General features: G+C 68.9%; 17 protein-coding genes. 11 read left to right on the top strand and 6 right to left on the bottom strand.

Going from position 1 to position 18,928, the window contains the following annotated elements; all coding sequences use genetic code 11:
• Positions 1-8 precede the first annotated feature (8 nt).
• The 4 genes from F3H32_RS06535 (at position 9) to aroA (ending at position 4,589) form a co-directional block, all read left to right on the top strand.
• Positions 9-788 (top strand): type III pantothenate kinase, encoded by a 780-nt coding sequence (locus F3H32_RS06535; RefSeq protein ID WP_149765142.1) that lies wholly within the window; start codon positions 9-11, stop codon positions 786-788.
• Positions 781-2,457 (top strand): ribonuclease J, encoded by a 1,677-nt coding sequence (locus F3H32_RS06530; RefSeq protein WP_149765141.1) that lies wholly within the window; start codon positions 781-783, stop codon positions 2,455-2,457. Before F3H32_RS06535 ends, F3H32_RS06530 begins: the two co-directional genes overlap by 8 nt.
• Positions 2,458-2,478: 21 nt before the next feature.
• Positions 2,479-3,180 (top strand): tRNA (guanine(46)-N(7))-methyltransferase TrmB, encoded by a 702-nt coding sequence (trmB, locus tag F3H32_RS06525; protein WP_149765140.1) that lies wholly within the window; start codon positions 2,479-2,481, stop codon positions 3,178-3,180.
• A 77-nt stretch (positions 3,181-3,257) separates the two neighbouring features.
• Positions 3,258-4,589, top strand: a complete 1,332-nt coding sequence (gene aroA, locus F3H32_RS06520; protein WP_149765186.1) for a 3-phosphoshikimate 1-carboxyvinyltransferase — start codon at positions 3,258-3,260, stop codon at positions 4,587-4,589.
• A 181-nt stretch (positions 4,590-4,770) separates the two neighbouring features.
• Here the strand turns inward: aroA and F3H32_RS06515 are convergent, their stop codons facing one another.
• On the bottom strand, positions 4,771-6,675 hold the full coding sequence (locus F3H32_RS06515; protein WP_149765139.1) for a propionyl-CoA synthetase: 1,905 nt from the start codon (positions 6,673-6,675) through the stop codon (positions 4,771-4,773).
• A gap of 233 nt (positions 6,676-6,908) precedes the next feature.
• The gene (locus tag F3H32_RS06510; RefSeq protein ID WP_149765138.1) at positions 6,909-9,188 is read right to left on the bottom strand and encodes an NADP-dependent malic enzyme; all 2,280 of its coding nucleotides are present in this window, start codon (positions 9,186-9,188) and stop codon (positions 6,909-6,911) included.
• Between the two features lie 161 nt (positions 9,189-9,349).
• On the opposite strand from F3H32_RS06510, the gene F3H32_RS06505 reads away from it, so the two are divergent.
• The 6 genes from F3H32_RS06505 (at position 9,350) to F3H32_RS06480 (ending at position 14,947) form a co-directional block, all read left to right on the top strand.
• Positions 9,350-9,745: a cytidine deaminase gene (locus tag F3H32_RS06505; protein WP_115754228.1), complete on the top strand. Its 396-nt coding sequence runs from the start codon at positions 9,350-9,352 to the stop codon at positions 9,743-9,745.
• Positions 9,742-11,022, top strand: a complete 1,281-nt coding sequence (locus tag F3H32_RS06500; protein WP_149765137.1) for a thymidine phosphorylase — start codon at positions 9,742-9,744, stop codon at positions 11,020-11,022. Before F3H32_RS06505 ends, F3H32_RS06500 begins: the two co-directional genes overlap by 4 nt.
• Positions 11,019-12,203 carry a phosphopentomutase gene (locus F3H32_RS06495; RefSeq protein ID WP_149765136.1) on the top strand — a complete coding sequence of 395 codons (1,185 nt, stop codon included), beginning with the start codon at positions 11,019-11,021 and terminating at the stop codon, positions 12,201-12,203. Before F3H32_RS06500 ends, F3H32_RS06495 begins: the two co-directional genes overlap by 4 nt.
• Positions 12,200-13,168 carry an adenosine deaminase gene (locus F3H32_RS06490; RefSeq protein WP_149765135.1) on the top strand — a complete coding sequence of 323 codons (969 nt, stop codon included), beginning with the start codon at positions 12,200-12,202 and terminating at the stop codon, positions 13,166-13,168. Before F3H32_RS06495 ends, F3H32_RS06490 begins: the two co-directional genes overlap by 4 nt.
• A complete protein-coding gene (gene upp, locus F3H32_RS06485) occupies positions 13,165-13,800 on the top strand; it encodes a uracil phosphoribosyltransferase (protein ID WP_149765134.1) in 636 nt (211 codons plus the stop codon). The genes F3H32_RS06490 and upp overlap by 4 nt, the downstream gene beginning before the upstream one ends.
• Before the next feature lie 70 nt (positions 13,801-13,870).
• A complete protein-coding gene (locus F3H32_RS06480) occupies positions 13,871-14,947 on the top strand; it encodes an SPOR domain-containing protein (RefSeq protein ID WP_149765133.1) in 1,077 nt (358 codons plus the stop codon).
• Positions 14,948-14,954: 7 nt separating this feature from the next.
• Here the strand turns inward: F3H32_RS06480 and F3H32_RS06475 are convergent, their stop codons facing one another.
• The 3 genes from F3H32_RS06475 to F3H32_RS06465 all read right to left on the bottom strand — a co-directional run bounded on the left by F3H32_RS06475 (position 14,955) and on the right by F3H32_RS06465 (position 18,287).
• Positions 14,955-15,974 (bottom strand): hypothetical protein, encoded by a 1,020-nt coding sequence (locus tag F3H32_RS06475; RefSeq protein WP_149765132.1) that lies wholly within the window; start codon positions 15,972-15,974, stop codon positions 14,955-14,957.
• A gap of 315 nt (positions 15,975-16,289) precedes the next feature.
• Entirely contained in the window at positions 16,290-17,195 is a 906-nt protein-coding gene (rpoH, locus tag F3H32_RS06470) for an RNA polymerase sigma factor RpoH (RefSeq protein WP_149765131.1), read from the bottom strand.
• Positions 17,196-17,261: 66 nt separating this feature from the next.
• The gene (locus F3H32_RS06465) at positions 17,262-18,287 is read right to left on the bottom strand and encodes a pseudouridine synthase (RefSeq protein ID WP_149765130.1); all 1,026 of its coding nucleotides are present in this window, start codon (positions 18,285-18,287) and stop codon (positions 17,262-17,264) included.
• On the opposite strand from F3H32_RS06465, the gene F3H32_RS06460 reads away from it, so the two are divergent.
• Positions 18,286-18,591 carry a DUF6476 family protein gene (locus F3H32_RS06460; RefSeq protein WP_223191361.1) on the top strand — a complete coding sequence of 102 codons (306 nt, stop codon included), beginning with the start codon at positions 18,286-18,288 and terminating at the stop codon, positions 18,589-18,591. The genes F3H32_RS06465 and F3H32_RS06460 overlap by 2 nt on opposite strands.
• Here the strand turns inward: F3H32_RS06460 and F3H32_RS06455 are convergent.
• A complete protein-coding gene (locus F3H32_RS06455) occupies positions 18,582-18,887 on the bottom strand; it encodes an accessory factor UbiK family protein (protein WP_115754236.1) in 306 nt (101 codons plus the stop codon). The two genes, F3H32_RS06460 and F3H32_RS06455, sit on opposite strands and share 10 nt — an antisense overlap.
• Between the last annotated feature and the right edge of the window lie 41 nt (positions 18,888-18,928).

Genomic DNA, 18,928 nt, shown 5'->3' with positions numbered 1-18,928 from the left:
GAACCCCCATGCTGCTTTGCATCGACACCGGCAACACCAACACGGTCTTTTCCGTCTGGGACGGCGCGAAATTCGTCGGGCTGTGGCGCATCTCGACCGACCACCGGCGCACGGCGGACGAATATTTCGTCTGGCTGTCCACGCTGATTTCATTGCAGAAGCTGGAACTGGACATTAACGCCTGCATCATCAGCTCGACCGCGCCGCGGGTGGTGTTCAACCTGCGCGTGCTGTGCAACCGCTATTTCGACACCCGCCCGCTGGTGGTGGGCAAGCCCGACTGCCTGCTGCCGGTGGCGCCGCGGGTGGATTTCGGCACCGTGGTCGGCCCCGACCGGCTGGTGAACACCCTGGGCGCCTATGACCGGCACGGGCCGGACCTGATCGTGGTGGATTTCGGCACCGCCACCACCTTCGACGTGGTGGACAGCGACGGCGCCTATGTCGGCGGCGTCATCGCGCCCGGCGTGAACCTGTCGCTTGAGGCGCTGCATATGGGCGCGGCCAGCCTGCCGCATGTCGATGTGACCATGCCGGCCAAGGTGATCGGTACGAATACGGTGGCCTGCATCCAGTCGGGCATCTATTGGGGCTATATCGGACTGGTGCAGGGCGTGGTCGACAAGATTCGCGCGGAACGCGCCCGGCCGATGAAGGTTATAGCTACGGGCGGGCTGGCGCCGCTGTTCGACCAGGGATTTGATTTGTTCGACGCGATCGAGGACGATTTGACCATGCATGGCCTGCGCCTGATCCACGATTACAACAAGGAGATGGGCAATGGCTGAACGCCTGATTTATCTGCCGCTGGGCGGCGCGGGCGAAATCGGCATGAACGCCTATGTCTATGGCTACGGCCAGCCGGGGCGCGAAAGGCTGATCGTTGTCGATCTGGGCGTGACCTTCGGCGACATGGATTCCGCGCCAGGCATCGACCTGATCATGGCCGATGTCGCCTGGCTGGAAGCCAATCGCGACCGCATCGACGCCATCTTCATCACCCACGGGCATGAAGATCACGTCGGCGCGCTTGGCCTGCTGTGGCCCAGGCTGCAAAAGCCGGTGCATTGCCGCCGCTTCACCGGCGCGCTGGCCCGGCTGAAGCTGGAAGAGGCGGGCCAGCCCGTCGACCAGTTGCATATCCACGCGCCGCGCCCCGCGGTGGTGGCGGCCGGTCCCTTCCGGGTGCAGTTCGTGCCGGTCAGCCACTCGATCCCGGAAAGCTCGGCGTTGATCATCGACACGCCGGCGGGTCGCATCGTGCATACCGGCGATTTCAAGCTGGACGGCACGCCGGTGGTCGGCGAAGCCTTTGACCCGATCCTGTGGCACGACATCGCCAATGAGGGGCAGGGGGTCAAGGTCCTGACCTGCGATTCCACCAATGTCTTTTCCCCCCATCCCGGCCGGTCCGAGGCGGTGCTGGCCAATCCGCTTCTGGATTTCGTCATGGCGCAGAAGCAGATGGTGGTGGCGACGACATTCGCCAGCAACATCGCCCGGCTCAAGACCCTGGCCGAGGCGGGCGTGGCCGCCGGGCGCAAGATCTGCCTGCTGGGCCGTGCCATGCGCCGCATGGTGACGGTCGGCGTCGAAACCGGCGTCCTGACCAATTTCCCGTCCTTCATCGGCCCCGAAGAAGCCTCGGAACTGCCGCGCGACAAGGTGATGCTGATCGTCACCGGCAGCCAGGGCGAACGCCGCGCCGCCAGCGCGCAACTGTCGCGCGGCCGCTATCTGGGCCTTCAACTGAAAGAGGGTGACAGCTTCCTGTTCAGTTCGCGCACCATCCCCGGCAATGAACGCGGGGTGATCCGCATCATGAACGCGCTGTCGGAAATGGGCGTGGACCTTTATGACGGGGACGACGGCACCTATCACGTTTCGGGCCATGCCAACCGCCCGGACATCGAGGCGGTGCACGAATTGCTGAAGCCGCAGATCGTGATCCCCATGCATGGCGAACACATGCACCTGCGCGCCCATGCCAAGCTGGCCCAGGCGCGCGGCATCCCCGCCGCGGTGGCGACCAACGGCACCATGCTGGACCTGACCGGCCCCACCCCGCGGGTGGTGGACCAGGTCGACACCGGCCGGCTTTATCTGGACGGCACCAGGCTGATCGGCGCCATGGACGGCGTGGTGCGCGACCGCATCCGCATGGCGCTGAACGGCCATGCCATGGTCTCGGTCATCATCGACGAGGACGACACGCCGCTGCCCGACGCCTGGGTGGAACTGTCCGGCCTGCCGGAACTGGGCCGCGCCGGCGTGCCGCTGGCCCGCAATATCGAGGGTGAACTGGCCGATCTGCTGGACCGCGCCGATGATCGCACGGTGATGGACGACGACCGCCTGGAAGAGGCGATCCGCAAGATCACCCGCCAGGTCTCGATGGAAGAGATCGGCAAGAAGCCCGAGGTGACGGTGGTCATCTCGCGCCTTGCCGCCGAGTGACGCGGGCCGGCTGAACCAAGCATGAGCGAATTCGACCCGACCCCGCCGCGCCGCAACTTCTATGGCCGCCGCCATGGCAAGACCCTGCGCCAAAGCCAAAAGGGCTACCTGTCCGAGGATCTGGGCAGCCTGCGCCCGCGCGGCATCACCGTCCAGGACAACCCCGAGCGCAAGCCCATCGACCCGGCGGCGATCTTCGGCGACGGCCGCCCGGTCTGGCTGGAGGTCGGCTTCGGCGGCGGCGAGCATATGGTCCACATGGCCGCCCGCCATCCGCAGATCGGCATCATCGGCTGCGAGCCCTTTATCAACGGCGTCGCCATGCTGCTGGGCAAGATCCGCGCCGCTGGGGTGACGAATGTGAGCGTGCATCCCGGCGATGCGCGCGACCTGATGGATGTGCTGCCGGATGCTTCGATCAGCCGCGCCTTCCTGAACTATCCCGACCCCTGGCCCAAGGCGCGCCACCATCGCCGGCGCTTCGTCACGCCGGAACACCTGGTCCCGCTGGCCCGCGTCATGCGGCCGGGGGCCGAGTTCCGCGTCGCCACCGACATTCCCGATTACGTCCGCCAGACGCTGGAAGAGGTGCCGCCGGCCGGCTTCGACCTGGTCGCCGAGGGGCCGGAGCCCTGGGACGACTGGCCCAGCACCCGCTATGAGCAAAAGGCCCTGCGCGAGGGCCGGGCGCCGCATTACGTCACCTTCCGCCGCCAGGGCTGACCGGGGCGCGCCGGCCCCGATTGCAACCCCCGCCCGTGACCGCTATCACCTTGCGCGACACGCATCAGGGGGCCTTCATGTCACATTCCGCCGAACCGCTGCCGATGACCGCCCGCCGCTCGGGTCCCCTGACCGGCGAGGCCAAGGTGCCGGGCGACAAGTCGATCAGCCACCGCGCGCTGATCCTGGGCGCGCTTGCGGTGGGCGAGACCCGGATCACCGGCCTGCTGGAGGGCCAGGACGTGCTGGACACGGCCGCGGCGATGCGGGCCTTTGGCGCACAGGTCGAGCGCCTGGGCGAGGGGGAATGGCGGGTGACGGGCGTCGGCGTCGGTGGCTTCGCCGAGCCCCAAGGCGTGATCGACTGCGGCAATTCCGGCACCGGGGTGCGGCTGATCATGGGCGCCATGGCGACGACGGCGATCTCTGCCACCTTTACCGGCGATGCCAGCCTGTGCGGCCGCCCGATGGGCCGCGTCACCGACCCGCTGGAGCTGTTCGGCGCCCAGGTGACGGCGCGCGAGGGCAAGCGCCTGCCCCTGACCATCCAGGGTGCGGCCGACCCGCTGCCGGTGCGCTACAAGACCCCGGTCGCCAGCGCCCAGATCAAGTCGGCGGTGCTGCTGGCGGGCCTGAACGCGCCGGGCGAAACCGTGGTGATCGAATCCGAACCGACCCGCGACCACACCGAACGTATGCTCGCGGGCTTTGGCGCCAGCATCCGCACCGAGACGACGGACGAGGGCCAGGTCATTACCCTGCAAGGCCGGCCGGAACTGAAGCCGCAGCCGGTGGCGGTGCCGCGCGATCCGTCGAGCGCCGCCTTTCCGGTGGCGGCGGCGCTGATCGTGCCGGGATCAGAGATCCGCGTGCCCGGCGTCAGCCGCAACCCGACCCGCGACGGGCTTTACGTCACGCTGCTGGAAATGGGCGCCGATATCCGCTTCGAGAACCAGCGCGAAGAGGGCGGCGAGCCGGTCGCCGACCTGGTCGTCCGCCACGGCCCGCTTAAGGGCGTGACCGTGCCGCCGGAACGCGCCGCCAGCATGATCGACGAATTCCCGATCCTTTCGGTCATCGCCTGCTTTGCCGAAGGCACGACCGTCATGCAGGGCGTCCACGAACTCCGCGTCAAGGAAAGCGACCGGATCGAGGCCATGGCCACCGGCCTGGTCGCCAATGGCGCGGCGGTCGAAACCACCCCCGATACCATGACCGTCCACGGCAAGGGCGGTCTGACGGGCGGCGCCACCTGCGCCACGCATCTGGACCACCGCATCGCCATGTCCTTCCTGGTCGCGGGCCTCGCCGCGCAGCAGCCGGTCACGGTGGATGACGGCGGCCCGATCGCCACCTCTTTCCCGGATTTCCTGCCGCTGATGCGGGGCTTGGGCGCCCGGATCGACTGATCCGTCGCGGCCGGGGGCTGTCTGCCCCGTTGTCCATTGGTCCTCGGACCGATGGCGGACCAATGGCCAACCCCCGAGGATATTTCCGCACGAAAGAAAACAGGCGGTGCCGGATGGGGCGCCGCCTGCGGTCTTTCTCCGTTTCCCAAATACCCATGCGACGGCTGCCGCCGGGCGGGGCCTAGCCCGCCTTGGCGGCTTCGGGATAGCCGATCCCGGCCAGTGCCTCGCGGATCTCGTCCAGGATCGCCGGGTCGTCGATGGTGGCGGGGGCCTTGAAGGGCTCGCCATCGGCGATCTTGGCCATGGTGGCGCGCAGGATCTTGCCCGACCGGGTCTTGGGCAGCCGGTCGACCACGCAGGCCGATTTGAAGGCGGCGACCGGGCCGATCTTGTCGCGCACCAGCTTGACCACCTCGCGCACCACCTGGTCGTGGGGGGTGGTCACGCCGGCCTTCAGGCACAGGAACCCAACCGGGGACTGGCCCTTCAGGCTGTCCGCGACGCCGATGACCGCGCATTCGGCGACGGCCGGGTGGCTGGCCAGCACTTCCTCCATCGCGCCGGTCGACAGCCGGTGGCCGGCGACGTTGATGACGTCGTCCGTGCGGGCCATGATGTAGAGATAGCCGTCATCGTCGATATAGCCGGCATCGCCGGTTTCGTAATAGCCGGGGAAATGGTCGAGATAGGATTTGCGAAAGCGGTCTTCGGCATTCCACAGCCCCGGCAGCGTGCCGGGCGGCAGCGGCAGCTTGACCGCGATGGCGCCCAGCGTGCCCGCGGGCACCGGGTGGCCGGCCTCGTCCAGCACCTGCACGTCATAGCCGGGCATCGGGACCGAGGGGCTGCCCAGCTTGGTCGGCAGCGTCTCGATGCCGATGGGATTGGCGGCGATGGCCCAGCCGGTCTCGGTCTGCCACCAGTGATCGACCACCGGCACGCCCAGATGCTCTTGCGCCCATTTCACCGTGTCGGGGTCGGCGCGCTCACCGGCCAGGAACAGCGCTTGCAGGTCGTGCAGCTTGTAGCGCCGGATCCATTCGCCGTCGGGATCCTCGCGGCGGATGGCGCGCAGGGCGGTGGGGGCGGTGAAGAAGCTCTTGATGCGGTGGTTCTGGATGATGCGCCAGAACACGCCCGGATGCGGGGTGCCGACCGGCTTGCCCTCGAACACCACGGTGGTGGCGCCGGCGATCAGCGGCCCGTAGCAGATATAGCTGTGCCCGACGACCCAGCCCACGTCCGAGGCGGCCCAGAAGCGGTCGCCGGCCGCGATGTTGTAGATATTGGTCATCGACCATTGCAGCGCCACCAGGTGGCCGGCGGTATGGCGCACCACGCCCTTGGGCTGGCCGGTCGTGCCCGAGGTGTAAAGGATATAGGCTGGATGGTTGCCCTCGACCGGGACACATTCGGCGGGCTTCACGCCGTATTGGAAGCCGTGCCAACTGAAGTCGCGGCCCTCGACCAGCTTGGCGACCTCTTGCTCGCGCTGGAAGATCACGCAGAACTCGGGCTTGTGCTGGGCCATGTCGATGGCGGCGTCCAGAAGCGGCTTGTAATGCACGACGCGGTTCGGCTCCAGCCCGCAAGAGGCGGCGATGATCGCCTTGGGCTGGCAATCGTCGATGCGCACCGCCAGTTCGTTCGCCGCAAAGCCGCCGAAGACGACCGAATGGATGGCGCCCAGCCGCGCGCAGGCCAGCATCGCCTCCAGCGCCTCGGGGATCATCGGCATATAGATGATGACGCGGTCGCCCTTTTCGACGCCGCGCATCCGCAGCGCCCCGGCCAGCGAGGCGACACGGTCCTGCAACTGCTTGTAGGTAATGCCCTTGGTGGCATGGGTGATCGGGCTTTCGTGCATGATGGCGATCTGGTCGCCGCGCCCGGCCAGCACATGGCGGTCCACCGCGTTCCAGCAGGTGTTGACCAGCCCGTCCGAAAACCATTCGTAGATCGGCGCCTTGTCGTCGAACAGCGCCTTTGAGGGCTGGCGCTGCCAGTCGATGGCCTGGGCGGCCTGCATCCAGAACCCTTCAGGATCTGCCTGCCAGGCGGAATAGACCTCACGATATCCCATGAAACAACTTCCTCCCCGGATGGATTGCGCGGAGTTATGCGCGCCCGCGGCCGGCGCGCAAGGATGTTAACGCCCACAGTTCACGGGTGCGACAGAAAGTTTTGCAGAATCTGCTCCCGGATCCGCGATCTTTTTGCAAAGGACGCCGATCTTTGCGGCAAGCTGAAAAGCCCCCGGCCTTTTGCAAAATCAAGGCCGAGGGGATGCCGGGGCCGAATCACCGGCGGCGCCGGCTATTTGTAATGATCGACCGGGGTGCCGGCGATGGCGCTCATGTTGAGCAGCCCCCGCGTGGTGATCGAGGGGGTGACGATATGGGCGCGGTTGCCCATGCCCATCAGGATCGGCCCCACCTCCAGCCCGTTGGCCTTGAGCTTCAGCGCGTTCCTGACCCCCGAGGCCGAGTCGGTGCCGGAAAAGACCAGCACGTTCGCCGCGCCTTCGATGCGCGAATGCGGCAGCAGCCGTTCGCGGATCGCCGGGTCCAGGGCCGAGTCCACATGCATTTCGCCATCGAAGATGAAGTCGACGCCGCGCGCGTGCAGGATTTCGATCGCCGCGCGCATCTTGCGCCCCGAATCGGTATCCAGATTGCCGAATTGCGAATGGCTGCACAGCGCCACCTTGGGGGTGATGCCAAAGCGGCGGACATGGCGGGCGGCGCCGATGGCGGCCTCGGCCACCTGTTCGGGGGTGGGCGAGTGGTTGACCTGGGTGTCGGCGATGAACAGCGGCCCGTCTTCCAGGATCATCAGCGACAGCGCGCCATGCGGACGCAGCCCGCCGCGGGCCAGAACCTGGCTGACATAGTTAAGGTGCCAGCTATATTGCCCGAAGGTGCCGCAGATCAGGCTGTCCGCCTCGGCCCGGTGGACCATGACGGCGCCGATGGCGGTGGTGTTGGTGCGCATGATGGCGCGGGCGATGTCGGGCGTCGCGCCGCGCCGGGCCATCAATTCGTGATAGGTGCCCCAATAGTCGCGATAGCGCGGATCGTTTTCGGGGTTCACGATCTCGAAGTCGCGGCCGGGCCGGATCGGCAGGCCGGCGCGTTCGGCGCGCATCTCGATCACCTCGGGGCGGCCGATCAGGATCGGCGCGTCGGTGGTTTCCTCCAGCATGGCATTGGCGGCGCGCAGCACCCGTTCATCCTCGCCCTCGGCAAAGACGATGCGGCGGTTGGCGGTCGCGGCCGCCTCGAACACCGGGCGCATGATCAAGGCCGAGCGGAAGACCGAGCCGTCCAGCTTGCGCTTGTAGGCCGCCACATCCTCCAGCGGCCTTGTGGCGACGCCGGTCTCCATCGCGGCGCGGGCCACGGCGGTCGAGACCACGCCGATCAGCCGCGGGTCAAAGGGCTTGGGGATCAGGTAGTCGGGCCCGAAGGTCAGCGTCTCGCTGCGATAGGCCATGGCGGCTTCGGCGCTGGTGGTGGCGCGGGCCAGCGCGGCGATGCCTTCGATGCAGGCCAGCTGCATCTCGTCATTGATCGTGGTCGCGCCCACGTCCAGCGCGCCGCGGAAGATGAAGGGAAAGCACAGGACGTTGTTGACCTGGTTGGGGTAATCGCTGCGGCCGGTGGCGATGATCGCATCGGGGGCGACGGCGCGGGCGTCCTCGGGCAGGATCTCGGGCGTGGGGTTCGCCAGCGCAAAGATGATCGGTCGCGCGGCCATCCGCGCCACCATCTCGGGCTTCAGCACGCCGGGACCGGACAGGCCCAGGAACAGGTCCGCGCCCTCGATCACCTGGTCCAGCGTCCGCAGGTCGGTCTTTTGCGCGTATTCCGCCTTTTGCGGGGTCATTTCTTCGGTCCGGCCCTGATGGACCAGGCCGGCGATGTCGCAAAGCCAGACATTCTCGCGCCTGACGCCCAGCTTCAGCAGCATGTTGAGGCAGGCGATACCGGCCGCGCCGCCGCCGGTCGAGACCACCTTGATGTCCTGAAACCGCTTGCCGGCGATATGCAAGGCGTTGGTCGCGGCGGCGCCGACGACGATGGCGGTGCCGTGCTGGTCGTCGTGAAAGACCGGGATGTTCATGCGCTCGCGGCACAGCTTCTCGACGATGAAGCATTCCGGGGCCTTGATGTCTTCCAGGTTGATCGCGCCAAAGGTCGGTTCCAGCGCGCAGACGATCTGGGCCAGCCTTTCGGGGTCGGATTCGTTCAGTTCGATGTCGAAACAGTCGATATCGGCGAATTTCTTGAACAGGACCGCCTTGCCCTCCATCACCGGCTTCGAGGCGAGGGCGCCGATATTGCCCAGGCCCAGGACGGCGGTGCCGTTCGAGACGACGGCGACCAGGTTGCCGCGGGTGGTATAGCGGGCGGCGGCGGCTGGATCGGCCCTGATCTCCAGGCAGGCTTCGGCGACTCCGGGCGAATAGGCGCGGCTCAGGTCGCGGCCATTGGCAAGCGGCTTGGTCGCGCGCACCTCCAGCTTTCCGGGCCGGGGGAATTCGTGGTAATCCAGTGCCGCCTGCCGGGTGTTGTCCTGCCTGCGTTCGTCCATGGCCAGACCCTCTGCTGTGAAGATGGTTCAGCGTTAAACTATTTTTCAGGCCCGGAACAGGGGGGCATTGCGGTCAGCGGCGGGGATGCGCCGCTCTTGCATCGAAATTGGCGGGCGCGCAAGATCGCTTCGGTCGGATTGGGCTGGCAAAGGGCGGGACGATGGCGCTTGTCGATGCGGCGCGCGAGGTGCGCGAAAGGGCCTATGCGCCCTATTCCAATTTCAAGGTCGGCGCGGCGGTGCGCGGCGCCTCGGGCCGGATCTATACCGGCTGCAACGTCGAGAACGTGGCCTATCCCGAAGGCACCTGCGCCGAGGCCGGCGCCATCGCCGCCATGGTCGCGGCGGGCGAGACCCGCCTGGTCGAGGTCGCGGTCATCGCCGATTCGCAAGGCCCGGTGCCGCCCTGCGGCGGCTGCCGGCAGAAGCTGGCCGAGTTCGGCCGCGCCGAAACCCCGGTGCTGCTGGCCACGACCCGCGGCGACCGGCTGGCCACCACCATCGGGGAATTGCTGCCGGGCCGCTTTGACATCAGCCACATGTCGGGCACGGAATGAACCCTGCCGATCCGCGTCCGGTCATCGCCGCGATCCGCGACGGGCGCGGGCTGGACGCGGCGGGGGCGGCGCTGATCGCGCGCGGCTTGGCTGACGGTTCGGTCAGCGACGCGCAGGCCGCGGCCTTTGCCATGGCGGTGCTGCTGCGCGGTCTGGACGGAACGGGCCGGGTGGCCCTGACCCGCGCCATGCGCGACAGCGGCCATGTGCTGCGCTGGGATCTGCCGGGGCCGGTGGTGGACAAGCATTCGCCCGGCGGCATCGGCGACACGGTCAGCCTGGTCCTGACGCCGCTGGTCGCGAGTTGCGGGGCTTTTGTGCCGATGATCTCGGGCCGCGGGCTGGGCCATACCGGCGGCACGCTGGACAAGCTGGAAGCCATCCCCGGCTTGCGCACCGCGCTGGCCGAGGATGCGTTCCGCCGCGTCGTGACCCAGGTCGGCTGCGCCATCGTCGCGGCCGGGCCGGACCTTGCGCCGGCCGATGCGCGGCTTTACGCGATCCGCGACGAAAGCGCGACGGTGGGTTCGATCGACCTTATCACCGCCTCGATCCTGTCCAAGAAGCTGGCGGCGGGGCTGGATGCGCTGGTGCTGGACGTCAAGCAGGGCAGCGGCGCCTTTCTGCGCGGCTCTGAAGCGGCGTTGGCGCTGGCGCGCGCGCTGGTCGATACCGCGGCGGAGGCCGGCTGCCGCGCCCGCGCCTATGTCACCGACATGGACCAGCCGCTGGCCCGCGCCGCCGGCAATGCGCTGGAACTGCACGAGGCCATTGCCGTGCTGAAGGGGGGGCAGGGTGCGCTGCGCGATCTGTCGCTGGCGCTGTCCTCGGCCTGCCTTGCGCTGGGCGGCGGCCAGGGTGATGCGGCAAGGGCGCTGGACAGCGGCGCCGCGGCCGAGCGTTTCGCCCGCATGGTCGCGGCGCAGGGCGGCCCCTCGGACCTGCTGGAGCATCCCGAACGCCATCTGCCCTCTGCCCCGGTGGTGCGCGCCGTTCCCGGCCATGGCCGCGTCGCCGCCATCGACACCGAGGCGCTGGGCCATGCCGTCGTCGCGCTTGGCGGTGGGCGGCTGCATGCCCGCGACCGGGTGGACCCGCGGGTAGGGCTTGCGCAGTTGCTGCGCATCGGCGAAGAGGCGACCCCGGATCGCCCCCTGGCGCTGGTCCATGCCGCCTCGGAGGCGGCGGCCGACGCGGCAGTGGCCACCGTCGCGGCCGCCTATCTGCTGGGCGATGGCCCCGGCCCCGGCCCCTTGATCCGCAACGAGGTGACATGACCGACCGACGCGCCTTTCTGATCGTGATGGATTCCGTGGGCATCGGCGGCGCGCCCGATGCGGGGGGCTATTTCAATGCCGGCCAGCCCGATACCGGCGCGAACACCCTGGCCCATATCGCCCAGGCGCGCCCGCTCACCATGCCGCATCTGGACGCCCTGGGCCTGGGCGCCGCGATCCGGCTGGCCAGCGACGAGGCGGCGCCGGGCCTCGGCGCCCGGCCGCAGGGGCTGTGGGGGGCCGCGACCCAGATCTCGCGCGGCAAGGACACCCCCTCGGGCCATTGGGAAATCGCCGGCGTGCCGGTGCCTTGGGAATGGCATTATTTCCCCGATACCCGCCCGGCCTTTCCGCCCGATCTCAGCGCCCGCATCGCGCAGGAAGCGGGGACCGGCGGCATCCTGGGCGACGAACATGCCTCGGGGACCGAGATCATCGCCCGGCTGGGGGCCGAACATCTGCGCAGCGGCTGGCCGATCTGCTATACCTCGGCCGACAGCGTGTTGCAGATCGCCGCGCATGAGGACGCCTTTGGCCTGGACCGGCTCTATCGGCTTTGTCAGGCCGTGGCCGCCATGGTCCATCCGATGCGGGTGGGCCGGGTCATCGCCCGCCCCTTCCTGGGCGCCGAGGGCAGCTTTGCCCGCACCCCGAACCGGCGCGACTATGCCATCGCCCCGCCCCGCCCCACGCTTTTGGACGTGGCGCAGGATGCTGGGCGGGCGACCCATGCGGTCGGCAAGATCGGCGACATCTTCTCGCATCGCGGCATCGGCCGCCTGCACAAGGGCCGCTCGGACGCCGACCTGGCCGGCCATCTGCTGGCCTTGGCGGATCAGGCCGAACAGGGCAGCCTGACCTTCGCCAATTTTGTCGAGTTCGACAGCCTTTACGGCCATCGCCGCGACGTGGCGGGCTATGCGGCGGCGCTGGAATGGTTCGATGGCGTGGCCGGTGCGCTGATGGCGCGGCTGCGGCCGGGCGACCTGGCGATCTTTACCGCCGATCACGGCAACGACCCGACCTGGCCCGGCACCGACCACACGCGCGAACGCGTGCCGGTGCTGGGCTGGGGCTATGGCGCGCGCGAAATCGGCCAGGTCGGTTTCGCCGACATCGCCGCCTCGGTCGCCTCGCACCTTCGCCTGCCGCCGGTCGGGCCGGGGAGGTCGTTCCTGTGAAATCGCTGAAGAAGATCGAGTTGCACCTGCACCTGGAGGGCGCGGCGCCCCCCGGCTTCATCCGGGCGCTTGCGGCCGAAAAGCACCGCGACATCGGCGGCATCTTCGATGAATGCGGCGCCTATGCCTGGCGCGATTTCAAGGACTTTCTGCGGGTTTACGAAGCCGCGGCCTCGGTCCTGGCCACGCCGCGGGACTATGCCCGGCTGCTGTCCGAGGTGCTTGCGCAATGCGCCGATCAGGGCGCGATCTATGCCGAGCTTTTCGTCTCGCCCGAGTTCTGCGGCGGCGCCGACCTGCCGGCCTGGCGCGACTACCTCGCCGCCATGGAGGAGGCCGCCGCCCAGGCCGAGCGCGACGGCATCGCCAGCCGCGCCGTGCTGACCTGCATCCGCCATTTCGGCCCCGAGCGCGCCCGCAAGACCGCGATCTGTGCCGCCGAAACCTCGGGCGGCTGGGTGGCGGGCCTGGGCATCGCCGGGGCCGAGGATGTGGGCGAACTGGCAGATTTCGCCTGGGCCTTCGACTGCGCGCGCGAAGCCGGGCTGGGCCTGACTGCCCATGCCGGCGAATGGCGCGGGCCGCAATCGATCCGCGCCGCGCTGGCGCTTGGCGTCACCCGTATCGGCCACGGCATCCGCGCCGTCGAGGACGCGGCGCTGCTGCGCGACCTGGCCGAACGCGGGATCACGCTGGAACTTTGCCCCGGCTCGAACGTGGCGCTGGGGCTGGTGCGGGACTGGGCCGCCCATCCCATCGCCCGGCTGGCCGACGCGGGCGTGCGCGTCACCGTCTCGACCGACGATCCGCCGTTCTTCCACACCACGCTGTCGCAGGAATATCAACGCCTTGCCGATGCCTTTGGCTGGGCCGAGGCCGAGTTTCGGCAGATGAACCTATGGGCCGTCGACGCGGCCTTCTGCGACCCGACCACCCGAACCCGCCTGCGAAAGGAACTGACATGACCCAAGCGCACCTGACCGTCGTCGATCACCCGCTGGTGCAGCACAAGCTGACGCTGATGCGCGACAAATCGACCTCGACCGCCGGTTTCCGCCGCCTGCTGCGCGAGATCAGCCTGCTTCTGGCCTATGAGGTTACGCGCGAGCTGGAGATGACGACGATCCGCATCGAGACCCCGCTTTGCGAGATGCAGGCGCCCACGCTGGAGGGCAAGAAGCTGGCGCTGATCTCGATCCTGCGGGCCGGGAACGGGCTGATGGACGGCATCCTTGAGCTGATCCCGGCCGCGCGCGTCGGCTTCATCGGGCTTTACCGCGACCCCGAAACGTTGCAGCCGGTGCAGTATTACTCCAAGGTTCCCAGCGCATTGGATGCACGTATGACCATCGTCGTCGATCCGATGCTGGCTACCGGCAATTCCTCGGTCGCGGCCATCGACCTGCTCAAGGCGGCGGGGGCGCGCAACCTGCGATTCCTGTGCCTGCTCGCCTCGCCCGAAGGGGTGGCGCGGATGCGCGAAGCCCATCCCGACGTGCCGATCGTGACCGCGGCGCTGGACGAGCGGCTGGACGAGCACGGCTATATCGTGCCGGGTCTGGGCGATGCCGGGGACCGCATGTTCGGCACGAAATAACGGCTGCATTAACCGGGCCTTCAGGGGTTTCGGCCTATCACCGGATCAGAAGTGATTCGAGGGATGGGCGATGCGCGCGATTCTGTGGCTGATGCTGGCGCTGCTGCCGGGGCTTGCGCTGGCGCAGGTGCCCCGGCCGGCCGAAGAGCCGCCGGCCAATTTCACGTCGCGGCAATATATCGACAGCCGCGGCTGCGTCTTCTTGCGCGACGATGCGGGCGGCTGGATGGCGCGGCTGGCACGCGACGGCACGCCGATCTGCGGCTATCCGCCGACCCTTTCGGCGCGCGGGCTGGACGGCAAGCCCCGGCTGCGGGCGCTGGACCCCGATGCCGGCCGCAGCAGTGCCGAGTTGCTGGAAGAAGCGCTTACCCGGCAGGTGGTGCCCAATCTGCGCCCCGGCGAACTTGCCAGCGATCCCCGCCCGATGGAGCAATTGCCCGACTTGGGGCCGGAACCCGATTCCACGGCCCCGCTGGATGCGCTGCGGGCCACGCTGGCGGCTGTGCCTGCGCTGCGCCAAAGCATGGGCGGCACGCTGCATCCGAACCGCCGGCTGTGCGAATTGCTGGGCTATGACCATGCCGGCGGGGTGCCGGGGCTGGACGACCCGACACAGGGCTATTGCGCGTCCCTGCCGGATTCCGCCCTGTCGCGGCTCAGCTTCATGCGCCCGATCGGCAGCATTTCCCCGGTGCCGAAGGATACCACCGCCGACGCGCGCCCCGACCAGCCCGCCGACCAGCCCGCGGTGGCGGGTGACATGGAAATGTCGGACCAGGCGGCGCAGACCCCGGCGACCAGTCCCGCGGCCGACCAGCCGCAGCGGAAATCGCCGGCGCCGGCTGCCCCGGCGCGGCCTGCGGTCGGCAGGGCGTCGCCGGACCCCCCGCCGCCGGCGCGCCCCGGCTTGATTCCCGCCGGTGCGCGCTATGTCCAGATCGGCAGCTTCGCCGATGCGCGAAACGCCGAACGCGCGGCGGCCCGCGTTGCGGCCATGGGCTATCCGGTCCTGCGCGGCAAGGATCGCATCGGCGGCCGCGAGGTCGAATTCCTGATGGCCGGCCCCTTTGCCGATCGCGAAAGCATCGTCCGCGCCTTGGACGGCATCCGCAAGGCCGGGTTTCGCGATGCCTTCCCGCGCTGACCCGCGCCTATTGGTCGCAGATTTCTTGCAGCGCCAGCCATTCGCGGTCGCCCAGCACCGGCCGCGGCTCGGTCGTGCGAAAGGGGTCCGCCTCGATCAGGCCCAGCACCGCCTCGCCGGTCGGGTCCAGCGAGCGGGCATAGGGTTCGCTGGAAATGCCGGCGCGGGTGAAATAGGCCAGCAGCGGCTCGTCCTCGGGGCGGGGGGCGGGATCGGCCAGCAGCTTTTCGCCATAGCCCGCCAGCGATTTCGCCGGCAGGGTTCCCGCGGTCAGCAGGTGAAAGGTCGCACGCGGCCCGGCATGGCGCAGCGCAGCCAGCAGCGGGTCATGCCAGGCCGCCACGGCCTGCGCCGCAAGGATATGGCCGGCCGCGGCTTCGGGCGTGACCTGGCCTTCGACCAGATCCTCGCCGATGACGGTAATGGGACCGGGCAGGCGGATCGCCCCCCGCAGCGTGGCCGGCACCACCACCACCTGCGCATCCGGGCCGATCAGCCGCATCGCCAGCTTCTGGCGCACCATGTCGCCGGCCGGGCGCGAACAGGGGCTGCCGGTGGTCTTGGCGATCTCGGCCAGCACCAGACGGCCGATTTCGGCCCGCTGCGCCGGCGGGGCGATGTCGGCGGCATGACGCACCAGTGCCGGCGGCACCCAGAACAGCGCCACAAGCGCCATCACCGCGGCAGCCCCCAGCATCAGCCCGCCCCGCAGGCGGCCCGGATGCGGCTTGCTGGCCTCGATCACCCGATGCACCTTGGAAATGGCCGAGATCATCAGCTCGTCGTCAATTTCCAGCTCTTCGCCCGCCTCGGGTCCGCCCGGCGCATAGCGCGCCGGCAGCTTGCCGGGGTTAAGCCGGGTGACGGCCGGCAGGGACCAATGCGCCAGCGGCATTTCCGAGCGGGGATCGGCCAGGACCAGCGTCGCATCGCCAAAGGAAACGATCACGTCGCGCAACTGCGATTTCGGCGTCTCGCGCCAGATTCCCGCGGCTTCCAGCCGTTGATATTGGTTCAGCGCCGTCATGTCCGCGCCATCGGCCCTTGCTGTCTTGTCCCGACCATAAGCCAAGCCGGCCGGCGGTCAACTCTGCCTGCGGTCGCGATAATTCGCGCCGGTGCTGGCTTGGCGGGCGGCGGCGTCCATAGCGGGGCGCGGGCGGCACCAGTTTTCCCGCCGCGTCCTGGTGCCGCCTTGGCGCGAAACATTGCTGATCCGGCGCCGCGGCCAAGGCCCGGGCACGGACAGCATCGGGCATCGACCGGGGCCGCCCGCCGGCTGCGCGTTCGGGTGGGAACCGTCAGCCGGCAGGTCGCGGGGACAAGGGCGCGCAATCGCGGGTCAGGCGGTTTCGGGCACGGCCATGCCGCGTTCGCGCGCCAGGTCCCGGATACGGCCTTGCAGCTTTTCAAAGGCGCGGACCTCGATCTGGCGGATGCGCTCGCGCGAGACCTCGTAGCGCGTCGAAAGCTCTTCCAGCGTCATCGGATCGTCGCGCAGCCGCCGCTCCATCAGGATGTCCTTTTCGCGGTCGTTGAGCACGTCCATGGCGGCGATCAGCATCTCGCGCCGCGTCGAAAGCTCGTCGGCTTCGGCAAAGGCTTCGGCCTGGTCGGCATCCTCGTCCTCCAGCCAGTCCTGCCATTGCGCCGTCGATTCGCCGTCGCCCGCGCCCACCGTGGCGTTCAACGAGGCGTCGCCCCCCGAAAGCCGGCGGTTCATGTCGATGACCTCTCGCTCGGTCACGTTCAGGTCATGGGCGATCTGGGCGACGTTTTCGGGACGCAGGTCGCCTTCTTCCAGCGCGCCCAGCTTGGACTTGGCCTTGCGCAGGTTGAAGAACAGCTTCTTCTGGGCCGAGGTGGTCCCCATCTTCACCAGCGACCACGAGCGCAGGATATATTCCTGGATCGAGGCGCGGATCCACCACATCGCATAGGTGGCCAGGCGAAAGCCCCGTTCCGGGTCAAAGCGCTTGACCGCCTGCATCAGGCCCACATTGGCCTCGGATATGACCTCGGCCTGGGGCAGGCCATAGCCGCGATAGCCCATGGCGATCTTGGCGGCCAGCCGCAGGTGGCTTGTTACCAGCCGCTGCGCCGCCTCGGCATCCTGATGGTCGACCCAGGCCTTGGCCAGCATGTATTCCTCTTCCGGCTCCAGCAGCGGGAACTTGCGGATTTCCTGCAAATAGCGGTTCAGGCCCTGTTCGGGGCTGGGTGCCGGAAGGTTGGTATAGTTTGCCATCAGAAAATTCCCTGTCCCGCGCCTGGGCGGGTAATTGTGAACGCGATCGCCGCGGCGGGGGTTCCGTCAGCCCGGTCCCGCGCGCAGCGTTGCCAGCAATCCGGCCATGTCGGGCGGCAGCGGACTGGCAAAGGCCAGCGCCTGCCCGCTGACCGGATGGTCAAAGCCCAGCTCGGCCGCATGCAGCGCCTGGCGCGGGAAGGCGGCGACGGCGGCGGCGCCGTCTGCCCCCAGCGCCCGGACCGAGGCCCGCCGGTTGCCACCATAGACCGGGTCGCCGACCAGTCCCAATCCCGCATGGGCCATATGCACGCGGATTTGATGCGTGCGCCCGGTTTCCAGCCGGCATTCGACCAGCATGGCGGCGGGGGGCGTACCGAAAGCCTCGATCACGCGGGCGCGGGTCACGGCATGTCGGCCGCTGTGCAGGCTGACCGCCTGGCGCTGCCGGTCGCCGGGGTGGCGGCCGATCAGCGTGGCGATGCGCAGCACGCCGCCCGGCTCGAACCCCAGGCCGGGCAGGCCGCGCAGCCGCGCATCGGCCGGGTCGATCACGCCATGCGCGATGGCCAGGTAGCGCCGCCGCGCCGTGTGGTCGGCGAATTGCCGCGCCAGCCCCTGATGCGCGCGGTCGGTCTTGGCCACCACCAAAAGGCCCGAGGTTTCCTTGTCGATGCGATGCACGATGCCGGGCCGGGCCGCGCCGCCGATGCCCGACAGGCTGCCCGCGCAATGCGCCAGCAGCGCATTGACCAGCGTGCCCGAGGGCGCGCCGGGCGCGGGATGGACCACCATGCCGGCGGGCTTGTCCACGACGATCAGGTCGGCATCCTCATAGGCGATGGCAAGCGGGATCGGCTCGGGCTGCGCCTCCAGCGGCTCGGGCGCGCCGATCTCGACCCGGTAGTCGCCGGTCTCGGCCCGCGCCTTGCCGTCCGTGACCGGGCCGAAGGGGCCCCGGACCGCGCCCTCGGCGATCAGTTTCGCCAGGCGCGAGCGCGACAGCGCCGCCTGCTCTGGCGCGGCAAGGGCAAGCGCCTTATCAAGGCGTTCGGACAGTCCTTCGGGGATGGTGATAAGGATTTCGGCCATGGCACGGGATAATAGGCTGGATGCGGGACCAGAGGAAGCGTTGCCGATGCTGCGCTGGCTGCGCATCCTGGTCACGGCCCTGGCTGCGGTGATGGGCTTGGGCATGCTGGTGATCGCGGCGCTGCTGTGGCTGCGCCTGTCGCAGCCGCCGCTGCCCGAACTGCCCGATCATGTCGCGCTGCCCCAGGGGGCGCGGCCCGCCGCCGTCACCTTTGCCCGCGACTGGCTGGTGGTGGTGACAGAAACGGGCGCGGTGCTGCTATACGACCGCCAGGGTCGGCTGCGAGAAACGGTTCAGCCCTGATCGCCGGCATCGGCCGCGCCGGCGCCAAGCGGGCCGGCGGTCTGGACCGAGGCCACGCCCTTGCCTTCCAGCGCGTCCAGCCGGGCGCGCAGCTCGGCATTCTCGGACCGCGCCTTGATCGCCATTTCGCGCACCGCCTCGAATTCTTCGCGGGTGACGAAGTCGCGCTCGGCCAGCCAGCGGTCGATCCAGCCGTTGAAGGCGGTCTGCGCCTCGTCCTTGGCGCCCTGGGCCACGCCCATGGCATTGGTCATCAATTTCGAGAGATCGTCGAGAAAGCGGTTGTTCGCGGTCATGGCGGGCCTTTCGGTTCAGCGAGACCCCCTATATGGCGTCG

Source organism: Paracoccus thiocyanatus (assembly GCF_900156255.1).
Classification (GTDB): domain Bacteria; phylum Pseudomonadota; class Alphaproteobacteria; order Rhodobacterales; family Rhodobacteraceae; genus Paracoccus; species Paracoccus thiocyanatus.
Note: the sequence above shows the minus strand (reverse complement) of the source record. Positions and strands in the feature narration are given on the sequence as shown.

What these genes read in the sequence shown, in the direction of transcription:
- F3H32_RS06530 (WP_149765141.1), top strand. Translation starts at nt 781, where the DNA reads ATGGCTGAACGCCTGATTTATCTGCCGCTGGGCGGCGCGGGCGAAATC.
- F3H32_RS06505 (WP_115754228.1), top strand. Translation starts at nt 9,350, where the DNA reads ATGGCGCTTGTCGATGCGGCGCGCGAGGTGCGCGAAAGGGCCTATGCG.
- F3H32_RS06535 (WP_149765142.1), top strand. Translation starts at nt 9, where the DNA reads ATGCTGCTTTGCATCGACACCGGCAACACCAACACGGTCTTTTCCGTC.
- upp (WP_149765134.1), top strand. Translation starts at nt 13,165, where the DNA reads ATGACCCAAGCGCACCTGACCGTCGTCGATCACCCGCTGGTGCAGCAC.
- F3H32_RS06475 (WP_149765132.1), bottom strand. Translation starts at nt 15,974, where the DNA reads ATGACGGCGCTGAACCAATATCAACGGCTGGAAGCCGCGGGAATCTGG.
- F3H32_RS06495 (WP_149765136.1), top strand. Translation starts at nt 11,019, where the DNA reads ATGACCGACCGACGCGCCTTTCTGATCGTGATGGATTCCGTGGGCATC.
- F3H32_RS06460 (WP_223191361.1), top strand. Translation starts at nt 18,286, where the DNA reads ATGGCACGGGATAATAGGCTGGATGCGGGACCAGAGGAAGCGTTGCCG.
- rpoH (WP_149765131.1), bottom strand. Translation starts at nt 17,195, where the DNA reads ATGGCAAACTATACCAACCTTCCGGCACCCAGCCCCGAACAGGGCCTG.
- F3H32_RS06465 (WP_149765130.1), bottom strand. Translation starts at nt 18,287, where the DNA reads ATGGCCGAAATCCTTATCACCATCCCCGAAGGACTGTCCGAACGCCTT.
- F3H32_RS06480 (WP_149765133.1), top strand. Translation starts at nt 13,871, where the DNA reads ATGCGCGCGATTCTGTGGCTGATGCTGGCGCTGCTGCCGGGGCTTGCG.
- F3H32_RS06500 (WP_149765137.1), top strand. Translation starts at nt 9,742, where the DNA reads ATGAACCCTGCCGATCCGCGTCCGGTCATCGCCGCGATCCGCGACGGG.
- trmB (WP_149765140.1), top strand. Translation starts at nt 2,479, where the DNA reads ATGAGCGAATTCGACCCGACCCCGCCGCGCCGCAACTTCTATGGCCGC.
- aroA (WP_149765186.1), top strand. Translation starts at nt 3,258, where the DNA reads ATGTCACATTCCGCCGAACCGCTGCCGATGACCGCCCGCCGCTCGGGT.
- F3H32_RS06510 (WP_149765138.1), bottom strand. Translation starts at nt 9,188, where the DNA reads ATGGACGAACGCAGGCAGGACAACACCCGGCAGGCGGCACTGGATTAC.
- F3H32_RS06515 (WP_149765139.1), bottom strand. Translation starts at nt 6,675, where the DNA reads ATGGGATATCGTGAGGTCTATTCCGCCTGGCAGGCAGATCCTGAAGGG.
- F3H32_RS06455 (WP_115754236.1), bottom strand. Translation starts at nt 18,887, where the DNA reads ATGACCGCGAACAACCGCTTTCTCGACGATCTCTCGAAATTGATGACC.